16 protein-coding genes and 2 pseudogenes are annotated in these 23,583 nt (G+C 51.4%); 1 reads left to right on the top strand and 17 read right to left on the bottom strand.

Features of this window, described 5'->3' with window-relative positions; genetic code table 11:
* Positions 1 to 6: 6 nt before the first annotated feature.
* The 10 genes and pseudogenes from E1757_RS03675 to citZ all read right to left on the bottom strand — a co-directional run bounded on the left by E1757_RS03675 (position 7) and on the right by citZ (position 14,043).
* Complete coding sequence (locus E1757_RS03675; protein ID WP_133225442.1) at positions 7 to 933, bottom strand: ABC transporter permease; 927 nt, start codon at positions 931 to 933, stop codon at positions 7 to 9.
* 21 nt (positions 934 to 954) lie between these two features.
* Positions 955 to 2,604: an ABC transporter substrate-binding protein gene (locus tag E1757_RS03670; RefSeq protein WP_133225441.1), complete on the bottom strand. Its 1,650-nt coding sequence runs from the start codon at positions 2,602 to 2,604 to the stop codon at positions 955 to 957.
* Positions 2,605 to 2,679: 75 nt separating this feature from the next.
* Positions 2,680 to 4,047: an LLM class flavin-dependent oxidoreductase gene (locus tag E1757_RS03665; RefSeq protein ID WP_133225440.1), complete on the bottom strand. Its 1,368-nt coding sequence runs from the start codon at positions 4,045 to 4,047 to the stop codon at positions 2,680 to 2,682.
* Between the two features lie 13 nt (positions 4,048 to 4,060).
* Complete coding sequence (locus E1757_RS03660; RefSeq protein WP_133225439.1) at positions 4,061 to 5,095, bottom strand: LLM class flavin-dependent oxidoreductase; 1,035 nt, start codon at positions 5,093 to 5,095, stop codon at positions 4,061 to 4,063.
* 138 nt (positions 5,096 to 5,233) lie between these two features.
* Positions 5,234 to 6,124 (bottom strand): LysR family transcriptional regulator, encoded by an 891-nt coding sequence (locus tag E1757_RS03655; protein ID WP_133225438.1) that lies wholly within the window; start codon positions 6,122 to 6,124, stop codon positions 5,234 to 5,236.
* Between the two features lie 377 nt (positions 6,125 to 6,501).
* Positions 6,502 to 7,139, bottom strand: a pseudogene (locus tag E1757_RS03650) (LLM class flavin-dependent oxidoreductase).
* 133 nt (positions 7,140 to 7,272) lie between these two features.
* Positions 7,273 to 8,618: pseudogene (locus E1757_RS03645) on the bottom strand (LLM class flavin-dependent oxidoreductase).
* Between the two features lie 316 nt (positions 8,619 to 8,934).
* A complete protein-coding gene (mdh, locus tag E1757_RS03640) occupies positions 8,935 to 9,876 on the bottom strand; it encodes a malate dehydrogenase (protein WP_133225693.1) in 942 nt (313 codons plus the stop codon).
* Positions 9,877 to 11,490: 1,614 nt separating this feature from the next.
* Complete coding sequence (gene icd, locus E1757_RS03635) at positions 11,491 to 12,789, bottom strand: NADP-dependent isocitrate dehydrogenase (RefSeq protein ID WP_133225437.1); 1,299 nt, start codon at positions 12,787 to 12,789, stop codon at positions 11,491 to 11,493.
* A gap of 141 nt (positions 12,790 to 12,930) precedes the next feature.
* Positions 12,931 to 14,043 (bottom strand): citrate synthase, encoded by a 1,113-nt coding sequence (gene citZ / locus E1757_RS03630; RefSeq protein ID WP_133225436.1) that lies wholly within the window; start codon positions 14,041 to 14,043, stop codon positions 12,931 to 12,933.
* Positions 14,044 to 14,381: 338 nt separating this feature from the next.
* On the opposite strand from citZ, the gene E1757_RS03625 reads away from it, so the two are divergent.
* Positions 14,382 to 15,914, top strand: coding sequence for a Ppx/GppA phosphatase family protein (locus E1757_RS03625; protein WP_133225435.1), 1,533 nt, complete (start codon positions 14,382 to 14,384; stop codon positions 15,912 to 15,914).
* On the opposite strand, the gene ppk1 is transcribed toward E1757_RS03625, so the two are convergent.
* The 7 genes from ppk1 to E1757_RS03590 form a co-directional block, all read right to left on the bottom strand.
* Positions 15,898 to 18,000, bottom strand: coding sequence for a polyphosphate kinase 1 (gene ppk1, locus E1757_RS03620; RefSeq protein ID WP_133225434.1), 2,103 nt, complete (start codon positions 17,998 to 18,000; stop codon positions 15,898 to 15,900). The two genes, E1757_RS03625 and ppk1, sit on opposite strands and share 17 nt — an antisense overlap.
* Positions 18,001 to 18,349: 349 nt before the next feature.
* Entirely contained in the window at positions 18,350 to 18,796 is a 447-nt protein-coding gene (locus E1757_RS03615; protein WP_133225433.1) for an acyl-CoA thioesterase, read from the bottom strand.
* A 152-nt stretch (positions 18,797 to 18,948) separates the two neighbouring features.
* Positions 18,949 to 20,706 carry a pyruvate kinase gene (gene pyk / locus E1757_RS03610; RefSeq protein WP_133225432.1) on the bottom strand — a complete coding sequence of 586 codons (1,758 nt, stop codon included), beginning with the start codon at positions 20,704 to 20,706 and terminating at the stop codon, positions 18,949 to 18,951.
* The gene (accA, locus tag E1757_RS03605) at positions 20,699 to 21,679 is read right to left on the bottom strand and encodes an acetyl-CoA carboxylase carboxyl transferase subunit alpha (RefSeq protein WP_133225431.1); all 981 of its coding nucleotides are present in this window, start codon (positions 21,677 to 21,679) and stop codon (positions 20,699 to 20,701) included. Before accA ends, pyk begins: the two co-directional genes overlap by 8 nt.
* The gene (gene accD, locus E1757_RS03600; protein ID WP_133225430.1) at positions 21,669 to 22,592 is read right to left on the bottom strand and encodes an acetyl-CoA carboxylase, carboxyltransferase subunit beta; all 924 of its coding nucleotides are present in this window, start codon (positions 22,590 to 22,592) and stop codon (positions 21,669 to 21,671) included. Before accD ends, accA begins: the two co-directional genes overlap by 11 nt.
* Before the next feature lie 49 nt (positions 22,593 to 22,641).
* Positions 22,642 to 22,833, bottom strand: a complete 192-nt coding sequence (locus E1757_RS03595) for a glutamate decarboxylase (RefSeq protein WP_133225429.1) — start codon at positions 22,831 to 22,833, stop codon at positions 22,642 to 22,644.
* A 170-nt stretch (positions 22,834 to 23,003) separates the two neighbouring features.
* The gene (locus tag E1757_RS03590) at positions 23,004 to 23,513 is read right to left on the bottom strand and encodes a phosphatidylglycerophosphatase A family protein (RefSeq protein WP_133225428.1); all 510 of its coding nucleotides are present in this window, start codon (positions 23,511 to 23,513) and stop codon (positions 23,004 to 23,006) included.
* Positions 23,514 to 23,583 lie beyond the last annotated feature (70 nt).

The following is a 23,583-nucleotide window of genomic DNA, read 5'->3' as shown; positions in this document are numbered from 1 at the left end:
AACCTGCTACGCTGAACGTCTTACCCTCGGGTCAATCGCCGAGTATGAAATATCCACAAGCAAATTGACAAGGACATACATAACCGCCGTAAACAATATGATTCCTTGAACGACGGGCAAATCTTTCGCAGTAATGGCGTCCGCCAGCAGCCTGCCGACGCCCTGACGCGAAAACACGGTTTCAATGACAACCGCTCCGGCTAACAGCTCTCCGATTTGCACGCCTACCATCGTAATCGCAGGAATAAGCGCATTCCGCAGCGCATGACGGTACATAATGATACGTTCCGGCAGCCCTTTGGAACGAAGCGTCACAATGAATTGCTCTTGAATAACATCCAGCATACTGTTTCGCACCATCCGAACGATAAACCCGGATGTAACAAACCCGAGCGCCAGGGCAGGGAGCACCAGCGTGCTGAACCCATCCGACCCCATAGCGGGAAACCAGTGAAGCTGAACGGAAAAAATTAAAATTAATAAGATTCCGGACCAGAAGGTCGGTGTCGATATCCCGAACAAGCTGACGATTCTCGCGATAATATCGATAAACCGGTTATGATGAACGGCCGAGAGCACTCCCAGCACAACGCCAAGCACGATGGACACTATTGAGCTGGCTGCAGTTAGAGCCACCGTAGCCGGAAGCTGATCCCATATTTTAGGCAAGACCGGATCGCCGTTTACGAGCGAATTGCCGAAGTCCCCCCGGATCATATCCCAAAAGTAATAAGCGAATTGTACGCCCAAGGGCCGATCCAAGCCTAGCTGATGACGCAAATTTTGCACAGCCTCCGGACTGGCGCTTACGCCTTCCAGCATAGCCAAAACCGGATCGCCCGGCAACATATATAAAATAAAGAAAACAAGTACGAGCGCCCCGATAATGACCAGAAGGGAAGTGAAGGCTCTTCGAATAATGGCTAAGGCCATATCGTTCCTTCCTTTCGAAGCTTATTTTTTGACAACGGATGCGTCATAGAACAGCGGATAACCGAGCGTATCGAATTTCAAGCCTTTAGTCGTTTTGGCCGCCGCTACCGTGTAAGGGAATATATAAACCGGGAAGCCGATAGCGTTTTCTACCACATAGCTCTGAATTTTTTTATAAATTTCGCTGCGCTTCTTAGGGTCCTGCTCCTGCAAACCGTCCTCCAGCCATTTATCAAGCTGCGGATCGGACAGATGTGTATGGTTGTGGCCCCAGCGGCCTTCCTTAGGAATTGCATTGGTATGGAAAAAGCTGCGCAGTATATCCGGGTCCCCCGTCACATTGCTGACTCCGTATAAATCGTTGGCGCCTTTATCCATAACGATGGTTTGAGCATTCGTGCTGGTCGTGATTTCGACATTGACCTGAATGCCCACCTGCTTAAGCAGCTGCTGGATCATCGCCGCGATATCATTGCGTTTCTCCCTGTTCGGCGTGCTTGTCACAAAATAAATGCTAAGCGGCTTTCCGTTCTTCGATCGTATCCCTTCGGTCCCGCGAGTCCATCCCAACTCGTCAAGTAGCTGATTGGCTTTGGCGATATCCGGTTTAAAAGAATTTTCAAGCGAAGCGTTATATCCGAGGACCGATGGCGTAAGGGGCGACCATGCCCTTTTATACGTTCCCAGATAAAGTGTTTTGACAATGGTGTCCATATCGATGGCCAGTTGTACCGCTTTTCTCGCTTTCAGCTCATTCCAGGGCACATGATCCTGATTCAGCATCAGCGTGAAGGGAATGCCGGTCGATTCCGCTTCTATAAGCGTAATATTCGGATCGCTTTTGAGCGAAATCAGATTTTGGGGAGGCACTGTTTCTACGGCAGAGATTTGCCCGCTCTGTACAGAGCCTATCCTCGTCGCTTCCTCCGGTATTATTTTAAATGTCAGCTTATCGATGTAGGCGGGACCGATATTTTGCGCAATCGGAGGGCCCCAATTGTAATCCGGATTTTTATCCAGCGTAATCGCTGCATTTTCAACCCAGCTGACGAACTTAAACGGCCCCGTGCCGACCGGATTTTTAGCGAGATTCTCGCCGTATTTCTGCGCTGCCGCCGGAGAAACAATGCCAAGAAACGCTTGGCTCAAGCTGCTTAGAAAAGCGCTGTAAGGCGATTTCAAATTCACCTTTACGGTAAATTCATCGATGACTTCCGACGATTCGTAAGGTCCGATTAACGTTACGGCGAATCTCGACTTCGTGCCCGGATTGACAATACGGTCGAAATTGTATTTAACCGCAGCGGCATTAAACGGAGTTCCGTCATGGAATTTCACGTCTTTGCGAAGCTTGAAGGTGTAGCTTTTGCTGTCCGGAGAAACGGTCCATTCCGTAGCCAGCCACGGTTTGAACGACTGATCGGGCATTTGGACGACCAGGCTGTCAAAGATCGACCGCATGATTCTGTAATCCGCCGCTCCCGGATATACGTTCGGATCCAATCCACCTGGCGAAGACGCCACCCCGAATGTCAGCTCCCCGCCCTTGGTCACCGTCTCCTGCTGTTGATTGGCGATTGGCGATGCAGCCGGAGCAACAGCGCTCTTCTCCCCTGAGCAGCCTGCCGCAACAAGCATCAGCGTTGTGAATATCGACAATCTTTTCAACATATTGCTCCTCATGAGAAGCCCCCATCCCTGGTAATGTGAATATGAGTTCAATGGTTTGGCAGACGCCCGGCCGTTTTACTTGCCGACCGCATCGGCAGCTGCATATGTCGCCTCTTGTTTTGCTCTTGTCAAAGTATAACGATTTGGCGGGAACGGAAGTCCCAGATTTCCGCGCAGCGTATGATGCTCATAGTCGGTACGGAACAGGCCCCGCTCTTGCAGGATAGGAACGACATGGTCGACGAATTCGTTTAATCCTGTCGGCAATACGGCGCTTCCGATCATAAACCCGTCGGCCGCTCCTTCTTCAAACCAGCGCTGTATCGTATCGGCGATTTGTACGGGTGTCCCTGTAAAGCCGCTTCTTGGCGAAGTGACTCGAAGAGCCAACTGGCGAAGCGTTAAGTTTTCATCTTTTGCCATTTTTTTGATGCGGTCGCTCGTGCTCTTGAAGCCTTCGCTTCCCAACTCCCCGAGATCCGGCAGCGGTTCGTCCAGCGGAAATTGCTTGAAATTAAAATGGTTGAAAAACCGGCCCAAATAATGGAGTGCGACGTCAATATCGACGAGATTGGCAATTTGTTCGTACTTGGCTACAGCCTCTGCCTCTGTAAAGCCTATAATCGGATTAATCCCCGGGAATATTAAAACGTCGCCGGCCGAACGGCCGAATTTCACCGCTCTGCTTTTTACGTCCCGGTAAAAGCTTTTGGCCTCTTCTATTGTTTCGTGCCCGGTAAATACCGCGTCGGCCTCTTTGGCCGCTAAATTTTTGCCTGCAACGGACGAACCCGCTTGAAAAATTAAAGGCTGACCCTGCTTCGAGCGTGCGATATTAAGCGGACCCTGCACCGAATAAAACTCTCCCTTATGGTTTAACCGATGCATTTTAGAAGGATCTATAAACCGGCCGGATTCCTTGTCGCGGATAAAAGCATCATCCTCCCATGAATCCCACAGCCCTTTCGTTACCTGCAAATATTCCTCGGCGACCCGATAGCGCAGCTCGTGCGACGGATGCTCCGTTTTGCTGTAATTTAAAGCCGAACCTTCCAAAGGGGAAGTGACAGCATTCCAGCCCGCCCGACCTCCGCTGATCATATCGATCGTCGCAAATTGTCTGGCCACTGTGTAAGGCTCGCTGTAAGAGGTCGAAAGCGTCCCGACAAGCCCTATATGTGAGCTTACTCCGGCCAAAGCCGATAAAATCGCCACCGGCTCAAATCGGTTCAAAAAATTAGGATGCGAAATTTCGTTGATATACAATCCGTCGGCTACAAACACTAAGTCGAGCTTGCCCGCCTCGGCCTTTTGAACAAGCTGCTTATAAAATTCGAAATTTACGCTTGCGTCCGCCACGGCATCAGGATGCCGCCAAGCCGCTATATGGCCGCCGGCTCCATGCAGCATCGCGCCGATTTTAAGCTGTCTGTGCTGTGTAATCGTAAACCCCTCCTTAATTGGATGTGTGGATGATTAGATTATTTTCCGGGAAAACCTGCTTCAGCAGCTCGTAACAATATATCCGTTTGGCAAATTCAGGAAATGCGGCAGTAACAATAAGCTCCTCAATCCGGTATTTGTTCCGAATGGCGATCAGCTTGCCGCACACCGTTTCTCTGGAACCGTAAATGAGATTGGCCTTTGTTTCCTCGATGGTATAAGGCTCCGTCGTCTGCCGCCCGTATTCCTCTATTTGCTCGACAGTTTTCACCGTTAACGTACGTCCGCTTTCCAACCGGATTTTATAAATTTTCGAATTCGCTGCCGCCAATTGCTCCGCTTCCTCGTCTGTGTCCGTCAGGATGATGGATACCGCAAGAATCGCATGCGGCTGCTTCAAGCTCCCGGGCTGAAATTGCGAGCGGTACAGCTGAAACGCTTCGCCGATCGTCTTCTCCTCTCCATTGATGGATTGTGAAAATACATAGGGGATTCCAAGGCTTGCCGCCAGTTCTGCGCTCTCTACGCTCGCGCCAAGCAAGTATAAGTCGGCCTGCCTTTGCGGCAAAGGCGTTGCCCTTACGCCTTTCAACAGGCCCTCGGCAACCGGCTCATTATCCAAATACCGCTTTAATTCCACAAGCTTTTCTCCTAACGATTTGCTGCTGCCATGCGAATCCTGCTGAAGCGCTCTGGTCGAACGCGGCAATCCTCCGGGCGCTCTGCCGATCCCGAGGTCCACACGTCCCGGTTCAAGGGAAGCCAAAATATTGAAGTTTTCGGCTACCTTGTAAGGACTGTAATGCTGCAGCATCACCCCGCCCGATCCGACGCGAATCCGGTTTGTTTTGGCGAGTAAATAAGAGATGAGTACTTCCGGCGAAGAACCCGCCAGTTTATCCGAATCGTGATGCTCGGATACCCAGAAGCGATAATAGCCCAGTTCCTCCGCTTTTTGCGCAAGCTTAACCGTATTCTGAAGCGCTTCGGTTGCCGTTTCTTTTTCTCCAATCGGGCTTTGGTCCAAAATGCTTAACCTGAGTCCCATCCTCAACACCCTTTCAATCCATCGATATCCTATAGGTTTTATTGGCTTTAAACTCTTACCAAAACTGTAGCATCGCCTGCAAACACCGTCAATCCGTCAGCCAATAGCTTCTTTCTATCCGATAATTTAATTATTCTATTAAAAACGTGTTTTGAAATTGATGCCTTTGACCGTTTCTTGAAACAATTGATGCCAATGCAGGCCTTCTCCATTCAATGAGATCAGGTTAGTGCGGAGCGAGAGGCTGCTTAAAGTCGGAAGTTCAATAGGGACGAGCAGGTTTTCCCGAACTTCCTTTTGAACGCACAGCTCCGGAAGGAAGCTGATACCGGCGCCTTTCAGCACCAGCTTCTTGGCTGTTTCCAAATTATCGATATGATACACAATGTTCGGCGGGAGATGCAGCGACTCGAACAGCCTGTGGATCTTCATCCAGTCGAGAGAGCCGCATTCAAAAAATACTAACGGCTCATTCACTACATCTTCGACAGCTACGGTTTCCATCTTGGCGAAGACATGCTCGCGGCGTACAAAAAGCCGAATAGGGTCCTCATAAAATTTAACGGAGTGGATATGGGGGTGGGTAATATTTCGCACTAGTCCTAAATCTATCTCCTTACTTAACAGCTTCTCCAACAAAGATTCAGTTGCAGCGGTCGTTAACTTAATTTGAACATCCGGCACCCGTTCTTTCAGAACAGGAAGTATCTCTGGAATCAAATAATTCGAGACGGATACGGTGCAGCCGATTCTCAGCTCGTCGAGCGAAGTGATCTTAGTCTGCAGCTGCTGCTTGCCTTTCTTATAAGATTGCAATATTTGCTGGGCATAAGGAAGAAACTGCTTTCCCTTATCTGTTAATGTGAATTGTTTGCCTTCTCTTTCAAAAAGCAAAGCATCCAATTCCCTTTCCAAAGATTGAATCCGGGCGGAAATCGACGGTTGGGATAAAAACAATGCATCGGCGGCTTTGTTAAAGCTGTTGAAATGAATGACATACACGAACGCTTCCAGATTTTCGATATTCACGTCACAGTCTCCTTTCATCGAATGCCTGCTGATCCCAGAGCATGAGGCCGCTTTACCCAAAAAAGTATGCAGCGCACCTTATGGAAGCATGTCTATGAGCCGCTCGCCGCTCCTGATATCTCATGAAAAATAAAGAAGATACACCCGCCTCAAATCGAGGATCGATGTATCTCCTGGTATTCCGGTAGATAATATATTATTCCGATGTGTTTAGTATAGTTTAAATATAGAACACCTTACCTGCAATGTCAATGCAGTTCTTCTGCTCTGCTCCAAATCCAAAAAAAGCCGCGAAAGACCGCAGCTTCTTCCCTGTTCCATAAAACGTCCCCTACGAGGCCCGGTAGGGTCTAATCCCATCACCGCCTTGGCGGCAATCAATTTCGAGCGGCAACGGTTCCCTTGCTGCCCCATACTGTGCTCGGAATGATACGCCTCAGTATAGGCGCAACTTCGGAAGCAAACCTTTCGACCTGCTCCAGCTGTTCGGTTTCGGTCAACCCATCCACACTAATACTGAGAACCTGATGCCCGTAAGCGTCATGATAGTTCAATATCTTCTCAATGACGCTCTCGGGACTGCCTACCAGAATCGGGCCATTCTCTACATTGTCCTCAAGATCCTTGAAGGGGGTTTGGTTATGCTTCGCCGATGCGGTGGATTGAAAAGCGTTATAATAAGACCGGAAGCGATTCAGCGCTTCTTCCTTCGTGTCCGCCAAATACAGGCTGCCTGCGCCTGCGCCGACGATTGCCCGTGCAGGATCATATCCGTAATACGCCAACCGCTCGCGATAATGGTCGATCAACGCTTTATATTTGGCTTGCGGATGAAACGTATTCAAGACAAGAAGGGTGCACCATGCCGCTCTCCCACACCATAAGCCTCAAAACCAAGCCTTTCAGCAAGCATCGCCTGCTTCAGCACGTTCGCAAATTTTTGCTGTACAGTCCAAGCTTCGCCCGTAACTGCGTTAGGCAAGTTCATCATTAAGCTGAACAACGCGAATTTCATCCAGTGGGACCTCCTCAATTCATTCTGTTTGCAAAGAATTACATTACCGCGTCTGCGTCGCGCCAGTCCATCGGGCTCATTCTCACCCTGAAGCCATCCTCCAAGCCCCTATCTCCTTTTAATCGGCAGTCCCTTATGATCGCTTATATTCAAGCTCTTGCTTCGGCGCTGCCGCGTACCGATTCGCAGGAATGGAAAGCCCCAAATTTTCACGCAGCGTATCGTGTTCGTATTCCGTTCTAAAAAGGCCTCGCTTTTGTAAAACAGGTACGACTTGCTCGACAAAATCAGCCAATCCCCCCGGTACAACCGTACGGATGTTGAACCCGTCCGCAGCCTCCTCTTCAAACCATTGCTGAATCAGATCAGCGATCTTCTCCGGAGTACCGATAAACGCGCCTCTCGGCGTGGAAGCGCGAATTGCTACCTGGCGGAGTGTCAGGTTCTGCTCCTTCGCTTCTCTTTTAATTCGGTCCGTCGTACTGCGAAAGCTGTTGCTCCCAAAATCCCCCAAATCGGGAAACGGCTCATCCAGCGGGTATTGGGAGAAGTCGAAATGCTCGAAATACCGCCCCAAATAATCAAGCGCGCTTTCAATAGTGACTAACTCCGATACCTCCTTATATTTGCGCTCGGCTTCCTCTTCCGTACGTCCGACAATCGGTCCAATCCCCGGAAAAATAAGGATGTCTTCAGCGGAACGTCCGTACAATTGGGCTCTGGATTTGACATCCGATAAAAAAGCTTCGCTTCCTCAATAGACTCATGTCCCGTATATACGGCATCCGCGGATTTTGCCGCTAATTCCTTGCCCGATTCCGATGAACCGGCCTGGAACACCACCGGATATCCCTGCTTGGAGCGTGCGATGTTAAGCGGACCTTGAACCGAAAAAAATGTCCCTTGATGATTCAACCGATGCATCTTGTCCGGATTGAAAAACACGCCGCTCTCTTTATCCCTCACAAAAGCATCATCCTCCCATGAGTCCCACAGCCCTTTTTACAACTTCAAGAAATTCCTCCGCGATTTGATAACGCAATGAATGGTGAGGGTGCTCGGCCTTGCTGAAATTTGTCGCCGAGCCTTCGAGGGGTGAAGTCACGACATTCCAGCCTGCCCTTCCGCCGCTGATCTTGTCAAGCGATCCGAACTGGCGGGCAACCGTGAAAGGCTCGCTGTATGACGAAGAAAGCGTTGCGACAAGTCCGATCCTGGAAGTGACTGCGCTTAAAGCGGATAAAATCGTAAGAGGTTCAAACCTGTTAAGAAAATGGGGATTCGATTTTTCATTTATATAGAGTCCATCGGCAATAAAAAGAAGATCAAATTTACCTGATTCCGCTATTAAAGCCTGCTGTTTATAAAACTCAAAATTAACGCTTGCATCGGTGGATACGTTCGGATCCTCCAATACGACATGCTGTTGCCTACGCCGCTAATATTAGCTCCCAGCTTCAATGTTCGTTGTTTAGCCATGCCCGCAGCTCCTTTAAGTAAAGTTTAATTTTAAATACCAATTATTCATATAGGAATTAAATTAATTCTACGTTATCCGTGCCGGGTTCGTCTAATAGACAATTTCAATTTGCATATTTAAAAATCCGATTCAAGTATCAAGTGCGTCAGCCAAGGATAAACGGCTTCGCCGTCATTTTGGTAACGAGCGCGTTTGTCAAGGCTATGCGAAGCCATGTATGAGAAACTTATACTTTCTATTCAACGCAAAAAAACCAGCTCAGCCTTTAGGCCTCACTGGTTTTCAGCAATTATCTACGAATCGGATATTGTCCGATTATACGTTAACCACTTTGATTACGTTGCGAACGGAATCTGCCGATTTATCAAGAGCGGCTTTCTCTTCAGGCAGAAGCTCCAATTCGAAAATTTTCTCGATGCCTTCGCCGCCGAGCAAAGTAGGTACGCCCATGAACAGGTTGTCATAGCCATACTCGCCTTGCAGCAAAGCGATCGACGGAATGATGCGTTTTTTGTCCTTGATGATGGCTTCGGTCATTTGCACCAGGGAAGCTGCTGGCGCATAGTACGCGCTGCCGTTGCCCAACAGGTTCACGATTTCGCCGCCGCCTGTGCGTGTACGCTGTACGATAGCTTCGATACGTTCAGCCGGGATCAGCTTCTCGATCGGAATGCCGCCCACGTTGGAGTAGCGAACCAATGGAACCATATCGTCGCCATGGCCGCCCAATACGAAGCCGCGTACGTCTTCAACCGACACGTTCAGCTCTTGTGCGATAAATGTGCAATAACGCGCCGTATCCAATACGCCGGATTGACCGATAACGCGGTGTTTCGGGAAGCCCAATGCTTGGTATGCGACATAGGTCATGGCATCTACCGGGTTGCTCAAAATGATCACGATCGAGTTCGGACTCGTTGCTTTCACGTTTTCGCAAACGGATTTAACGATGCCGGCGTTCGTGTTAACCAGATCGTCGCGGCTCATTCCCGGCTTGCGTGCAATACCTGCGGTAATGATCACGATATCGGAATTGGCGGTATCCGCATAATTGGAAGTACCTACGATGTTGCTGTCAAAGCCTTGAACCGGCGATGCTTCGAGCATATCCAACGCTTTGCCCTTGGTAGGATTTTCCAATTGCGGGATGTCCAGCAGCACGACGTCTCCCAGTTCTTTTTGCGCTGCCAAAAATGCAGTAGTCGCTCCAGTGAAACCCGCACCGACAACAGTAATTTTTTTACGTGCGATTGCCATCATAGTTTCCTCCTGAAATGTTTATTTAAGTCGGAAAAGTTGGAGATAAAGTGACCTTGAAAGCAGACTCCAAAAGAAGGTTCCAAAAGGAGGCTATCAGGATTAGGGTTGTGCCTCCGGCCGCTGTTGAACGTGTGTTCTTATTATTAGATTAAGCGGGGAGAACACACGTTCAAAGGCGGCACGTAAACTCTCCGGCACAATCCCTACATCCTTGCCGCACCTTTTGGAAAGGTTCGGTCCAATCAACCTTTCACTCGGTTGATTAGAAAGAACTGCCTCTGTAGCACGCAGAGGCAATGTGGTAAAACGTAAGAACACCGAGATGGTAGCGTGTCAGCGGGTCGCTTGGGCGAAGCCTCAAGCTCCCGCTGACAAACGCGATTCACTCTCCCTTAGCCCCATCGAAGCCGCCCTGTCCCTCTATAGACAACCCTTTCGTGGTCCAGGGGACGAAACCTCTGGGGTCCCCCTTACAAAGGGGGATTTAGGGGGTTGGCCTCGCCGCAACATGGTAGCGTGTCAGCGGGTCGCTTGGGCGAAGCCTCAAGCTCTCGCTGACAAACGCGATCCACCCTCCCACAGCCCCATCGAAGCCGCTCTGTCCCTCTATAGACAACCTTTCGTGGTCCAGGGGGCGAAACCTCTGGGGTCCCCCTTACAAAGGGGGATTTAGGGGGTTGGCCTCGCCGCAACATGGTAGCGTGTCAGCGGGTCGCTTGGGCGAAGCCTCAAGCTCCCGCTGACAAACGCGATTCATTCTTCCACAGCCCCATCGAAGCCGCTCTGTCCCTCTATAGACAACCCTTTCGTGGTCCAGGGGGCGAAACCTCTGGGGTCCCCCTTACAAAGGGGGATTTAGGGGGTTGGCCTCGCCGCAACATGGTAGCGTGTCAGCGGGTCGCTTGGGCGAAGCCTCAAGCTCCCGCTGACAAACGCGATCCACCCTCCCACAGCCCCATAGAAGCCGCTTTGTCCCACTATAGACAACCCTTTCGTGGTCCAGGGGGCGAAACCTCTGGGGTCCCCCTTACAAAGGGGGATTTAGGGGGTTGGCCTCGCCGCAACATGGTAGCGTGTCAGCGGGTCGCTTGGGCGAAGCCTCAAGCTCTCGCTGACAAACGCGATCCACCCTCCCATGGCCCCATCGAAGCCGCTCTGTCCCTCTATAGACAACCTTTCGTGGTCCAGGGGGCGAAACCTCTGGGGTCCCCCTTACAAAGGGGGATTTAGGGGGTTGGCCTCGCCGCAACATGGTAGCGTGTCAGCGGGTCGCTTGGGCGAAGCCTCAAGCTCCCGCTGACAAACGCGATCCACCCTCCCACAGCCCCATCGAAGCCGCTTTGTCCCACTATAGACAACCCTTTCGTGGTCCAGGGGGCGAAATCTCTGGGGTCCCCCTTACAAAGGGGGATTTAGGGGGTTGGCCTCGCCGCAACATGGTAGCGTGTCAGCGGGTCGCTTGGGCGAAGCCTCAAGCTCCCGCTGACAAACGCGATCCACCCTCCCACAGCCCCATCAAAGCCGCTTTGTCCCTCTATAGACAACCTTTCGTGGTCCAGGGGGCGAAACCTCTGGGGTCCCCCTTACAAAGGGGGATTTAGGGGGTTGGTCCTACGACATATGCTTAATGATTTGGTTAGCGAACTCGGAGCATTTCACTTCAGTCGCGCCTTCCATCAAACGGGCAAAGTCATAAGTAACGGTTTTGTTGTTGATCGCCGTTTCCATGCCTTTGTAGATCAGGTTGGCCGCTTCCTGCCAGCCCAGGTGCTCAAGCATCATAACGCCGGACAGAATAACGGAGCCCGGGTTTACAACGTCCAGACCGGCATATTTAGGCGCTGTGCCGTGTGTCGCTTCGAAGATCGCATGGCCGGTCACATAGTTGATGTTAGCGCCCGGAGCGATACCGATACCGCCGACTTGTGCAGCCAAAGCGTCGGACAAGTAGTCGCCGTTCAGGTTCAAAGTCGCGATCACGTCGAAATCGGTAGGGCGGGTCAATACTTGCTGCAAGGCGATATCGGCGATCGCGTCTTTCACAATGATTTTGCCGGCTGCTTCCGCCGCTTTTTGCGCTGCGTTAGCCGCATCCGTACCTTGCTCGGCTTTAATTTTATCGTATTGCGCCCATGTGAAGGTTTTGTCGCCGAATTCTTTTTCAGCCAGCTCGTAACCCCAGTTTTTGAACGCACCTTCGGTAAATTTCATAATGTTGCCTTTGTGTACCAATGTTACCGTCTTGCGGTTATGCTGGATTGCGTATTCGATCGCTGCGCGAACCAGACGCTCCGTACCTTCGGACGATACGGGCTTTACGCCGATACCGGAAGTTTCCGGGAAGCGGATTTTTTTAACGCCCATTTCGTTTTGGAGGAAGCTGATCACTTTTTTCACTTCGGCGGAACCGGACTCCCACTCGATACCTGCATAAATATCTTCTGTGTTTTCACGGAAAATGACCATGTCCACCAGATCGGGACGCTTTACAGGGGATGGCACGCCGTTGAAATAGCGAACCGGACGGGAGCATACATACAGGTCAAGCTCTTGACGAAGCGCAACGTTCAAAGAACGGATACCGCCGCCAACCGGAGTGGTCAAAGGTCCTTTAATCGCAACGATGTACTCGCGAATCGCCGTCAACGTATCGCCAGGCAGCCAGTTGTTGTATTTGTTGAACGCTTTTTCGCCGGCGAACACTTCGTACCACGCGATTTGCTTTTCGCCCTTGTACGCTTTTTCCACCGCTGCATCCAGAACGCGCTTGGAAGCCGCCCAAATGTCGGGGCCGGTGCCGTCACCTTCGATAAAAGGAATAATAGGATTGTTAGGTACGTTCAGCTTGCCGTTAGAGATTGTAATTTTTTCGCCTTCCGTTGGTGCGCTGTAAGTTTCGAATTGTGCCATGAGTGATTTGCCTCCTTAAAATTAGGTAAGTATAAACACAAAATTGAACGGGAGCCACAGCGCTTGTCCCGGCCGCGGAACCGGAAAATGTCATACGCGCTGTAACAACCCGTTGGTTGCAGTAGCTTTATTGAAATCGGATTAACGATTTTCAATCGGAATATATTTTTGGTTGGACAAGCCTGTATACTCGGCGCGAGGGCGAATCAGGCGGTTGTTCTCGTATTGCTCGAGAATGTGAGCCGTCCATCCGGATGCGCGGCTGATCGCGAAAATCGGTGTAAACAAATCGCGAGGAATCTCAAGCGACGTATACACGGAAGCGGAATAGAAATCGACATTCGGTTTCAAGCCTTTTTGCCCGGTTACAAGCTCTTCAATTTTAATAGACATATTATACCAGTTCAAGTTGCCTGTAATTTTACCGAGCTCTTGGGACATTTTTTGCAAATGCTTCGCGCGCGGATCGCCGTTTTTGTAAACGCGGTGGCCGAAGCCCATAATTTTTTCTTTGTTTTCAAGCTTTTTATTGACGTACGCTTCGGCGTTATCGGCAGTGCCGATTTCTTCCAGCATCGCCATAACCGCTTCGTTGGCGCCGCCGTGCAAAGGTCCTTTCAAAGCGCCGATGGCCGAAGTCACGCCGGAATAAATGTCCGACAACGTAGCGACCGTCACGCGCGCGGCAAAGGTGGAAGCGTTCAATTCGTGATCCGCATGCAGCACCAAAGCTTTATCCAATGCTTCGATCGCTACTTTATCCGGATCTTTGCCAATCAGCATATACAGGAAGTTTTCGGCGACGGAGTCACAGGATTTTGGAGCGATCGGCTCCTTGCCTTCGCGGATGCGGGCGAAAGCGGCAATGATCGTCGGAATTTGCGCCTGCAGCTTAATCGCTTTGCGCAGATTGGATTCCTGCGACATGTCGTTTGCCTCGTTATCATAAAGCGACAGGCTGGACACCGCGGAGCGAAGCGCGGCCATCGAATTCGTATCTTTCGGATACGTTTTGATTTGATCGATCACTTGGGGCGGTACAGCGGCAAATTGATTCAAATCTTTCAAAAGCCGGGCCAGTTCGGAACGATTAGGCAGCTTGCCATACCACAACAGGTAGGCTACTTCTTCGAATGTCGCATTTTCCGCCAAATCGTCAATATCAATACCGCGGTACGTAAGAACACCGTCAATAATGGAGCTGATCGAGGACGTAGTGGCAACAATGCCTTCTAAACCTTTGGTTGCAGTCAAAACAATCTCTCCTTTACATTCAGTTCGTTAAAAAGCTATATCATCGATCCTGGTACATGCAAAAAAGCGCAGAAACACGGCTAAAGAAGAAACCCATTTTACCCATGGTCGAATGCTTATTATTCTACTATAAATGATTTGACAAACAATGTGAACAAAACAGGACATAAAAGTTCATTATCGGCGCTATAAAAGATTGTTTGTTATCGCTTGTAAAATTATTCTTAAAACATTTTGCGCTTGCCGCAAACGATGGTAAAATGGTTTTGATCGTTCGGGAACGTCTGATTGACTATAATAAAGCGCATAAATCCGGGCGCACACTACGGGGGAATCCTATGCCAAACAGCCGCAGAATCGGCATCATTGATATCGGTTCCAATTCCATTCGATTGGTCATCTATGAAATCCATGCGTCGGGCGCTCACAGAGTGATTGCGGAATTCAAGCAATCCGCCAGGCTCAGCCAGCGAATCGGCGCCGATAACCGACTGCCCGCAACAGACATACAGGCCATTATCGCGATATTGACGCAGTTCAAGCAAATTTGCGGCGTCCACGAAGTCATGCTTGCAGACATACGCGCCGCGGCAACGGCAGCCATCCGCAACGCCGCCAATTCTCAGGAAATAATCGGGGCGCTGCGGCTCGAAACGGGGATTGCCGTCGAGCTGTTATCCGGCGAGGACGAGGCGAGGATCGGCTTCCTCGGCATGATCCGGTCGCTTGATATTCAGGACGGCATTCTCGTCGATATCGGCGGAGGCAGCACCGAGGTTACCGTTTTCCGCGCCCGAAAGAGGCTGAAAAGCGTGTCGTTTCCGTTCGGCGCCGTCAATACAAGCCGTAAATATTCGAGCTCCGGCCAATGCAGCGAGGAGCAGCTGAAAAGCATCCGGCATATGGTGCAGCAGGCTGTCGCCCAGGAGCCGTGGCTGCGGATGCATCCGGGTCTGCCATTGGTCGGCCTGGGCGGTACGATTCGGACGCTCAGCAAAATCCATCAAAAAAAACATAAATATTCGCTCCCGGTGACGCACAATTATTCGATTGCCGCGGCCCCTATGGATGAGCTGATGAAATGGCTCGCCTCCTTGCCGGCCGACAAGCGTAAAAAAGTCGACGGCTTGTCCAAAGACCGCTTCGACATTATCATTCCGGGCATGACAATCTTGCAGGCGCTGTTCCAGGCAACGGGAGCAAGCGGATATACGATCAGCGGCGCCGGGCTGCGCGACGGACTCTTTCATGCAGCGTATACGCCTGCCCAATCGCCGGAAACAAGCCCGCTGGAACAAAGCACACGCAATCTGATCAACCTTCACTGCATGGCTCCTGCCGCTCATTTGCAGCAGGTGACCGACCATGCGGCGGCGCTGTTCGACGCTTTGCAAAGCGTGCACGGGCTTGACGGCCGAAACCGGCAATGCTTGCTGACCGCCGCCATGCTCCACCGGATCGGCACCGCCATCGACTATTATCACTATACGAAGCATGGCTTCTACATGATCGCGCATTCCCGTATCGACGGCTTAACCCACCGGGAAACGATAGTTTGCGCAGCCGTCGCGTCCTACAAAACGAAAAATAAATCGCAGCAGGTTTACTTGCGGCACAAAGATATTTTGCAGGAAACGGATCTCGACCGCATCGCGAAGCTCGGCACGATCTTGCAGCTGGCCAAAGCGCTGGACGTTACGGAAACACAGGCCGTCGCTTCGGTTACCGCAGTGGCAGCGGCAGCCTCATCCCGATTGCTGCTTCGCGCCGCGATAAAACACGACCCTTCCAACGAGATCAGCGCAGTTGATTCCATTCAAAAAGAGTTTAACAAAATATGGGGCTTAAAGCCGGTCATTCAGACGTTGTGATGATCCGGCTTTTTTTCCATGTTTTAATGCGCATCGCTTCAAATTGACTTCGCAGCTGCCGGTTTTCATTGACGACACGGGTGTACATCCCGTTCGGCTGCAGCTGACGCGCCTTCACGTTATCTCCCAGACTCAGCTCCAGAATGCGAATCAGCGTCTCCTGCAGCTTTTTATCGAATACCGGACAGATCAGCTCGATTCTACGCGTCAAATTGCGCGTCATCCAGTCCGCGCTCGAGATGTACACCTCGGGTTCGGCCCCATTCTCAAAGTACAAAATCCGCGAATGCTCCAAAAACCGGTCGACGATGCTGATCACTTGAATGTTTTCGCTCAAGCCGGGCACGCCGGGCCGCAGGCAGCAGACGCCGCGGATGATCAGATCGATTTTGACCCCGGCCTTCGATGCCTCGTACAGCTCCTCCACCATTTGCTGATTCGATAACGAGTTGAGCTTGGCGATGATCCGGGCCGGCTTTCCTTCCGCTGCATGACGGGCTTCCCGGCGTATTTTCTCGAACAGCTTATCCATCATATCCGTCGGGGCGACCCCGAACGCCTTCCAATTATGCGGTGCCGAATAGCCCGTCACCTCATTGAAGAGCGCGGAAGCATCTTCTCCGATGACCATATGGGAAGTAAACAAGCCCAAATCCGTATACAGCTTGGCTGTGCTGTCGTTATAATTCCCGGTCCCGACATGAACGTAGCGGTGCAGGCCATCCTGCTCCTGGCGCACGACCAGCGTAATTTTCGCATGTGTTTTGAGTCCGACAAGCCCATAGACGACATGACAGCCGGCCTTCTCCAACTTCCTCGCCCAGGCGATGTTCCGCTCCTCGTCAAACCGCGCCTTCAGCTCGACGACGACCGTAACCTGTTTGCCCGATTCCGCGGCATGCGCCAGCGCTTCGATTAACGGGGAATTGCCGCTGACGCGGTAAAGCGTCATTTTGATCGCAAGCACCTGATGATCGTAAGCGGCCAAACATATAAAATCCGTTACGGCATCGAAAGATTCGTACGGATGATACACGAGCACGTCCTGCTGCCTCAGCGTCTGGAACATATTTTCCGTATCCAGCAGCTCGCGAGGGTAAACAGGGCTCACCGGCTTATACCGCAAATGGTCGTAGCCCTTTAAAGAACCGGCTAGCTTCATGAAATATGTCAAGTCCAGCGGGCCGTCAATTTCAAAAATATTGTCGCTGATTTCGAATTCTTCCTTCAGCTGAGCCAGCGCATACGGATGAATGCCCTTCTGCACCTCGAGACGGACCGGCGAGCCCCAGCGGCGTCGGCGCAGCTCCTTCTCGATTTCTTCCAGCAAGTCCTCGGCGCCCTCCTCATTGAGCGTCAAATCGGCGTTGCGCGTCAGGCGGAAGCCGTGAACCGCGATCGGCGTATAACCCGAAAACAGCGTATGGATATGCTGCTCGATTAAATTCTCCAGCAAGACGTACTCATGCTTCTTGCTGTTCGTGCGGGCGGGAACCTCGATACAGCGCGACAAGTTGGCGGGCACCTGAATAATTGCAAAATAGGGCTCGTCCTCCGGATCGTCGCCTTCCTTCATCAGCAGGACGGCCAAATATAAAGCCTGCGTATGAACGAGCGGAAAAGGCCGGCTCTGGTCAACCGCCATCGGCGTCAGCACGGGAAAAACAATCTCATGGTAGTATGCATCCATCGCCCGGCGCTGGTTCATGTTCAAATCCTCGTAATCGGTAAACAGGATGCCCTCCTTGGCCAGCTGTCTCGTTACGTCGCGGTACGTTTTGTACTGCTCGGACACCATTTTCGCCGATCGCTTCATAATCCGCTTGAACAGACCGGCCGGCGTGTACCCGGTAAAATCTTTTCGCGAATAACCCGCTTTAATCTGATCCTTCACACCGGCGACCCGCACGCTTATAAACTCGTCCAGGTTCGAAGACACGATCGACAGAAATTTGACCCGCTCCAAAAGCGGTGTATCCGAATCCTGCGCCTCCTCCAGCACGCGCCAATTAAACTCAATCCAGCTTAAATCGCGGTTGATATAATTCGATGATGCTTCTCTTTCTCTGGGCGCCATCTCTTTCATAATATGCTTCCAACCTCCAATAAAATCGGCCGTTTCTCGAATGAGCCCCGCACGATTCGTGCAGCAACCGGTTCATTCCACTATTTTCATGGTAGTTCGACAATGTCATCAGAAGATGTGAAGTTTGTAAATTGTATGTAAATGTATAAGTCCCGATACCTATATAAGTTGAACCGATGTTTTGAAAGTCCGTTCCATCCGAAAGGGATTATCTTGCCCTCTTCAGACATCTTGTTTTGAATTCCTTTATGGAATGGGCCTGCGGTTCGTGGGAATTCAAAGCCAAAACTCGCTGGCAAGACAATTCCCTTCCTCCACTGCACTCTGCTCTTCCCGGAAGTTCTTTTGTTTAACTTATATAGTTCTCCGGGTTTTCATTTTCAAACTGCTTCAGAAGCAGCGCATACAGCTCGGGCGCTTTTTTATCGATACGTGCCGGCTTCCAATCCCGGTTGACCCACACATGCTTCGTGCTGCCGCTCACCAGCAGTTCGCCATCCCGACGTATTTCCGACTCAAAATGAAGCCGGACATGCGTAAATTGCTCCATTCTTGTGCGGATCGAGATCAGATCGTCATATTTGGCCGGAAGCTTGAACTGCATATGCGCATCGATCAGGGGCAGCAGCAGACCGTCTTCCTCAATCCGGCTATAGGGCATGCCGAGGCTGCGGATCAGCTCGGTTCGGCCGATTTCAAACCAGTTCAAATAATTCGTATGATACACGACACCCATCCGGTCCGTCTCCTGATAACGGACCCTTATCGTATGCTCGAACCATGGGGATGGAGACATCGGAACCTCCTTCTGCAGTACAGGCTGTCGCACTATATGCAATGTAATATGAGCTAGTATGACCCATTTGCGAAAAAAAGAGTGAAACCGATGTACAAAACTCGACTTCACTCTTGGCAAGACATGGTTTAGTTGTTTAAAAATAGTCGCGATTACAGAACACGGGCGTTGCCGGAATAAATGACGCCGACCTCCGGATAAATCGATACGTCCGTGCCATCCTTGATCAGCTCCAGCGCGTTTTCAACGCCGACGATCACGGGCTTGCCCAGACTGATCCCGACAACCGCCGCGTGGGAAGTAATGCCGCCGGTTTCCGTAATGATAGCGGACGCTTTCTCAATCGCGGACATGTACTCCTTGTCCGTTGTAAGCGTGACGAGAATGCAGCCTTCTACCGCCTTCACATTGGCTTCCTCGGCAGTACGGGCAATGACCGCTGTGCCTGTGGCAATTTGCGTTCCGATGCCTTGGCCTTTGGCAATCATTTCGCCGATCTGATGAACCTTGATCAAATTCGTCGTTCCGGAGCGGCCTACAGGCACACCGGCCGTAATTACAACGGTATCGCCCAAGCTGACGAGGCCTGCTTTTACGCTGCCGTCAACCGCATGCTCGAACAGCTCGTCCGTCGTTTTGCAGTCTTCGCCCTTGATCGGGATAACGCCCCATACCAACGATAGGCGGCGCAGCACATGATCGATCGGCGTATAGGCGATGATCGGCGCTTTCGGACGGTATTTGGAAACCATGCGGGCCGTATAGCCGCTCTCGGTAGCGGTCAAGATCGCTTTCGCTTCCAGATCGAGCGCCGAATTGGCAACCGCCTGGCTGATCGCTTCGGTTACCGTTTTTTGCTGCGCATTGCTTTGACGGATGAAAATTTCACGATGCTCCAACGCCGTTTCCGCGCGCTCGGAAATTTTCGCCATCGTCAGCACGGATTCGATCGGGTATTTACCTGCGGCCGTTTCGCCCGAAAGCATCACCGCATCGGTTCCGTCGAAAATCGCATTCGCCACGTCGCTCGCCTCGGCACGGGTCGGACGCGGGTTGCGCTGCATCGAATCCAGCATCATCGTTGCTGTAATAACCGGTTTTCCGGCCTGATTACATTTTTTGATCATCGCTTTTTGCACGATCGGCACATCTTCGGCAGGAATTTCCACGCCAAGGTCGCCGCGCGCGACCATCAAACCGTCGGACACCTCAAGAATTTCATCCAAATTCTCGACGCCCTCCTGGTTTTCGATTTTCGAAATGATTTGGATATGCTTTGCATTATGGCGCTCCAAAATTTCGCGGATTTCGATGACGTCGCTCGCTTTGCGCACGAATGAAGCAGCGATGAAGTCGACTCCCTGCTCGATTCCGAAAATGATATCGTTGGCGTCCTTTTCAGTGATGCCCGGCAGGTTGATTTTAACCCCCGGAACGTTGACGCCTTTCTTGCCGCCCAGCAATCCGCCGTTCACGATGCGGCATTTGATGTCCGTACTGGTCAAGTCGACGACTTCCAGGCCGATCAAGCCGTCGTCAATCAAAATGGTCGAACCGATCTGCACATCCTTCGGCAAATCTTTGTAGGTGATATGGACACGATTGGCGTCGCCGACAATATCTTCGGTCGTCAGGGTGATGAAGCCGTCCTGAACGAGCTCGACCTTCTGGTCGTCCTTCAGCTTGCCTGTCCGAATTTCGGGACCTTTTGTGTCAAGCAGAATGGCGACCACTTTATTCAGCTCTTGAGCGGCTTGGCGCGCATTTTTGATCCGGTTGCCGTGCTCTTCGAAATCGCCGTGCGAGAAGTTCAATCTGGCTACGTTCATACCTGCGTTGATCAGTTTCTTGAACATCTCGAGCGATTCGCTGACCGGACCGATCGTACATACAATTTTCGTTTTACGCATGATTGTGATGACCCTCCTGAATGTAAGTAAATCTTCCGATTTGGCGGAATTTTTTATAACGGTCTTCTACTAGTTCTTTCTCCGATAGCGCCATTAATTCCTGCAAATGCTTTGTTAAGGTTTCCTTAATCGACGCGGCCAAAGCTTGAACATCGCGGTGAGCTCCGCCGCGCGGCTCTTGAATGATCTCGTCAATCACGCCGAGACTCATAATATGATCCGCGGTAATTTTCATCGCCGCCGCCGCTTCTCCGGATCTCGAAGCGTCTTTATACAGGATCGACGATGCCGCCTCCGGCGTACTTACCGAATAGATGGCGTTTTCCAGCATGAAGACGCGGTTGCCGACGCCCAGTGCAAGCGCGCCGCCGCTGCCGCCTTCTCCGATAACAACGCAAAGAATCGGCACTCCGAAAGAGGCCATTTCCATTAAGTTTCTGGCAATCGCTTCGCCTTGTCCGCGTTCCTCGGCTGCGCTGCCCGGATAAGCTCCGGGCGTATCGATAAACGTAATAATCGGACGTTTGAACTTGTCGGCCTGCTTCATAAGCCGCAAGCCTTTGCGCAGCCCGTCAGGATGCGGCATCCCGAAGTGACGCGCGATGTTGTCCTTCGTATCCTTGCCTTTCTGATGGCCGACGACCGTTACGGGAATTCCGTTCAGCCGGGCCAAGCCGCCTACTATCGCCAAGTCGTCTCCATACAGCCGGTCCCCATGAAGCTCCAAAAAGTCCGTAAAAATAAGCTGTATGTAGTCCATCGTAGTCGGACGCTGCGGATGACGCGCCAGCTGCATTTTTTCGGCTGTCGACATATTGCTGTATAATTCGGCTGCGAGCTGCTCGTAACGCTGCTCCAGCCGGGCGATTTCATCCGTGAAATCGATCTGTTTTTCCGAGCCGAACTTGCGAAGCTCTTCAATTTTTGCCTTCAGCTCAAGAAGCGGCTGCTCAAAGGGCAACTCACCCGCCATTAGCCATATCCCCTTTCACTACATGCAAATCCAGCAGTCGGATCAGCGTGCTCTTCATTTCCTTGCGCAGCACGACCATATCGACCTGTCCATGCTTCAGGTTAAACTCCGCTGTCTGGAAGTTGTCCGGCAGCTTCTGGCGGATCGTCTGTTCAATGACGCGCCGTCCGGTGAATCCGAAGGCCGCTCCCGGCTCGGCGATAATATAATCGCCCAGCATGGCATAGCTGGCCGTGACGCCGCCGAAGGTCGGATCCGTGATCACAGAAATAAACAAACCGCCCTGCTCGTTCAGCTTGGCGATAGCGGCGCTTGTTTTCGCCATTTGCATCAGACTCAATATACTTTCCTGCATACGGGCGCCGCCCGAAGTGGAAAATACGATCAGCGGGTAGTTTTTTTGCATCGCATGCTCGATCGCCGTCGTCACCTTCTCGCCGACAACGGAACCGAGCGATCCGCCCATGAAGTCAAAGCTCATTACCGCTACGACAACCGGAAAGCCGCCAATGGTGCCTTCCCCGGTAATTACAGCGTCGTTCATCCCCGTCGATTCCACAGCTTTGCGATATTTGTTCACATAGTCCGGAAATTCGAGCGGGTCCTCCGATACCATTTCGCTGTCATACTCAAAAAAACGGCCCTCATCCATCATCATCTGAATGCGCTCGACCGCACTTAATTTGAAATGATAACCGCAAGCGGTACATACCTTGAGGTTTTTGTCCAATTCCTTCGTAAACTGAATCGTTCCGCACTTCGGACATTTATTCATTAAGCCTTCGGGAATTTCCCGCCGCGGCTTGTCCTCGACAACGACTTCCTCGCCGTCTGCAGCTCGCTGAACCGGCCGGTCCGCGCCTGGAATAGTGGCGTATTTTCTCTTCTTTTGAAATAAGTCTTTAAATTGCACGATCTGCACCTCGTTTGCGGTTGATGTTCAAATGCGGTCCATCTTCGGTCTATGATCTATGCAAAATGGAGTTCAGCACATCTTGAACTTCTTCCAGTTCACCTTCAGGAACTACAATTTCAAACTGGTTTTTCGTCATATTAATGGCCCGCACCTGGACAAGAAAGCCCTCTTCCGTCAGTTTCGTCTTAATTCTGTCAGCGATCTTCGCTGTCGGAGCTATATAAATAACGGTCCACATGAAAAAAGACCTCCTGAACATAATGCACTAATGATATCATATCTTCTCTTTTTCCCGCAAGAATGGACTCAACCGGATAACGATATGACGAGCGTGCATGTAAGCTGTCCTGACATGCGGAGACCGATCCGTACGTCGAAGCCGGCGCGATTTCGCGCCCTGCAACGCCGTTAAGCCGTATCGCCTGAGGCGTCGGCCGGCTTCCGATCCGCTTCATCCTGGTGCCGGTGGGCGATGCGCGCGGAAGCGGCAGCGGCAAGACCCGCGACCAAATCATCCAAAAAAACGTGGATGCGGCTTGGGTGATCGTTCAATTCGCGGATAATGCCGAGCTTTTCCTTATCCAAATAGCCGAAGCTTGTCAAGCCGATCATGCCGTAAACATGCACGATGCCGAGAGCCAGCGTCTCATCAACGCCAAACAACGACTCGTCGCGTTCCATAATCGCCTGAAGCGGCTCGGGCAGCAGCTTGCTCTCGGCCAGCTCGTCCAGAGCGATGCCGGTATAAAGCGTATATTGTACCTCGCGCTTTTTCAATACGGCCAATACGCTGTCCATGCATGCTTCCTTCTTCAGTTGAGGATTGTACGGAAACTGCAGCTTGTAAACGATATCGGCGATCCGGTCAACGGTGACCCCCCGTCTTTCCAGGCATTCCACTATGTGTTGATGGGACATGCAGCCAAACTCCTCCTCCATAACTCGGTAATATGACGGCCCGGGTTACTAAATGTATGCGGAGGGGGCG

This window comes from Paenibacillus piri (genome assembly GCF_004354045.1).
GTDB lineage: Bacteria > Bacillota > Bacilli > Paenibacillales > NBRC-103111 > Paenibacillus_S > Paenibacillus_S piri.
Note: the sequence above shows the minus strand (reverse complement) of the source record. Positions and strands in the feature narration are given on the sequence as shown.

Bases quoted from the DNA above. Each gene is read 5' to 3' on its own strand.
- E1757_RS03615 (WP_133225433.1), bottom strand. From the start codon at position 18,796: ATGTCTCCATCCCCATGGTTCGAGCATACGATAAGGGTCCGTTATCAG.
- E1757_RS03675 (WP_133225442.1), bottom strand. From the start codon at position 933: ATGGCCTTAGCCATTATTCGAAGAGCCTTCACTTCCCTTCTGGTCATT.
- E1757_RS03670 (WP_133225441.1), bottom strand. From the start codon at position 2,604: ATGTTGAAAAGATTGTCGATATTCACAACGCTGATGCTTGTTGCGGCA.
- E1757_RS03595 (WP_133225429.1), bottom strand. From the start codon at position 22,833: ATGTGGACCGTTATTTATATAGCTCCGACAGCGAAGATCGCTGACAGA.
- E1757_RS03660 (WP_133225439.1), bottom strand. From the start codon at position 5,095: ATGGGACTCAGGTTAAGCATTTTGGACCAAAGCCCGATTGGAGAAAAA.
- E1757_RS03590 (WP_133225428.1), bottom strand. From the start codon at position 23,513: ATGTCCCATCAACACATAGTGGAATGCCTGGAAAGACGGGGGGTCACC.
- E1757_RS03625 (WP_133225435.1), top strand. From the start codon at position 14,382: ATGCCAAACAGCCGCAGAATCGGCATCATTGATATCGGTTCCAATTCC.
- accA (WP_133225431.1), bottom strand. From the start codon at position 21,679: ATGGCGGGTGAGTTGCCCTTTGAGCAGCCGCTTCTTGAGCTGAAGGCA.
- mdh (WP_133225693.1), bottom strand. From the start codon at position 9,876: ATGGCAATCGCACGTAAAAAAATTACTGTTGTCGGTGCGGGTTTCACT.
- ppk1 (WP_133225434.1), bottom strand. From the start codon at position 18,000: ATGAAAGAGATGGCGCCCAGAGAAAGAGAAGCATCATCGAATTATATC.
- icd (WP_133225437.1), bottom strand. From the start codon at position 12,789: ATGGCACAATTCGAAACTTACAGCGCACCAACGGAAGGCGAAAAAATT.
- pyk (WP_133225432.1), bottom strand. From the start codon at position 20,706: ATGCGTAAAACGAAAATTGTATGTACGATCGGTCCGGTCAGCGAATCG.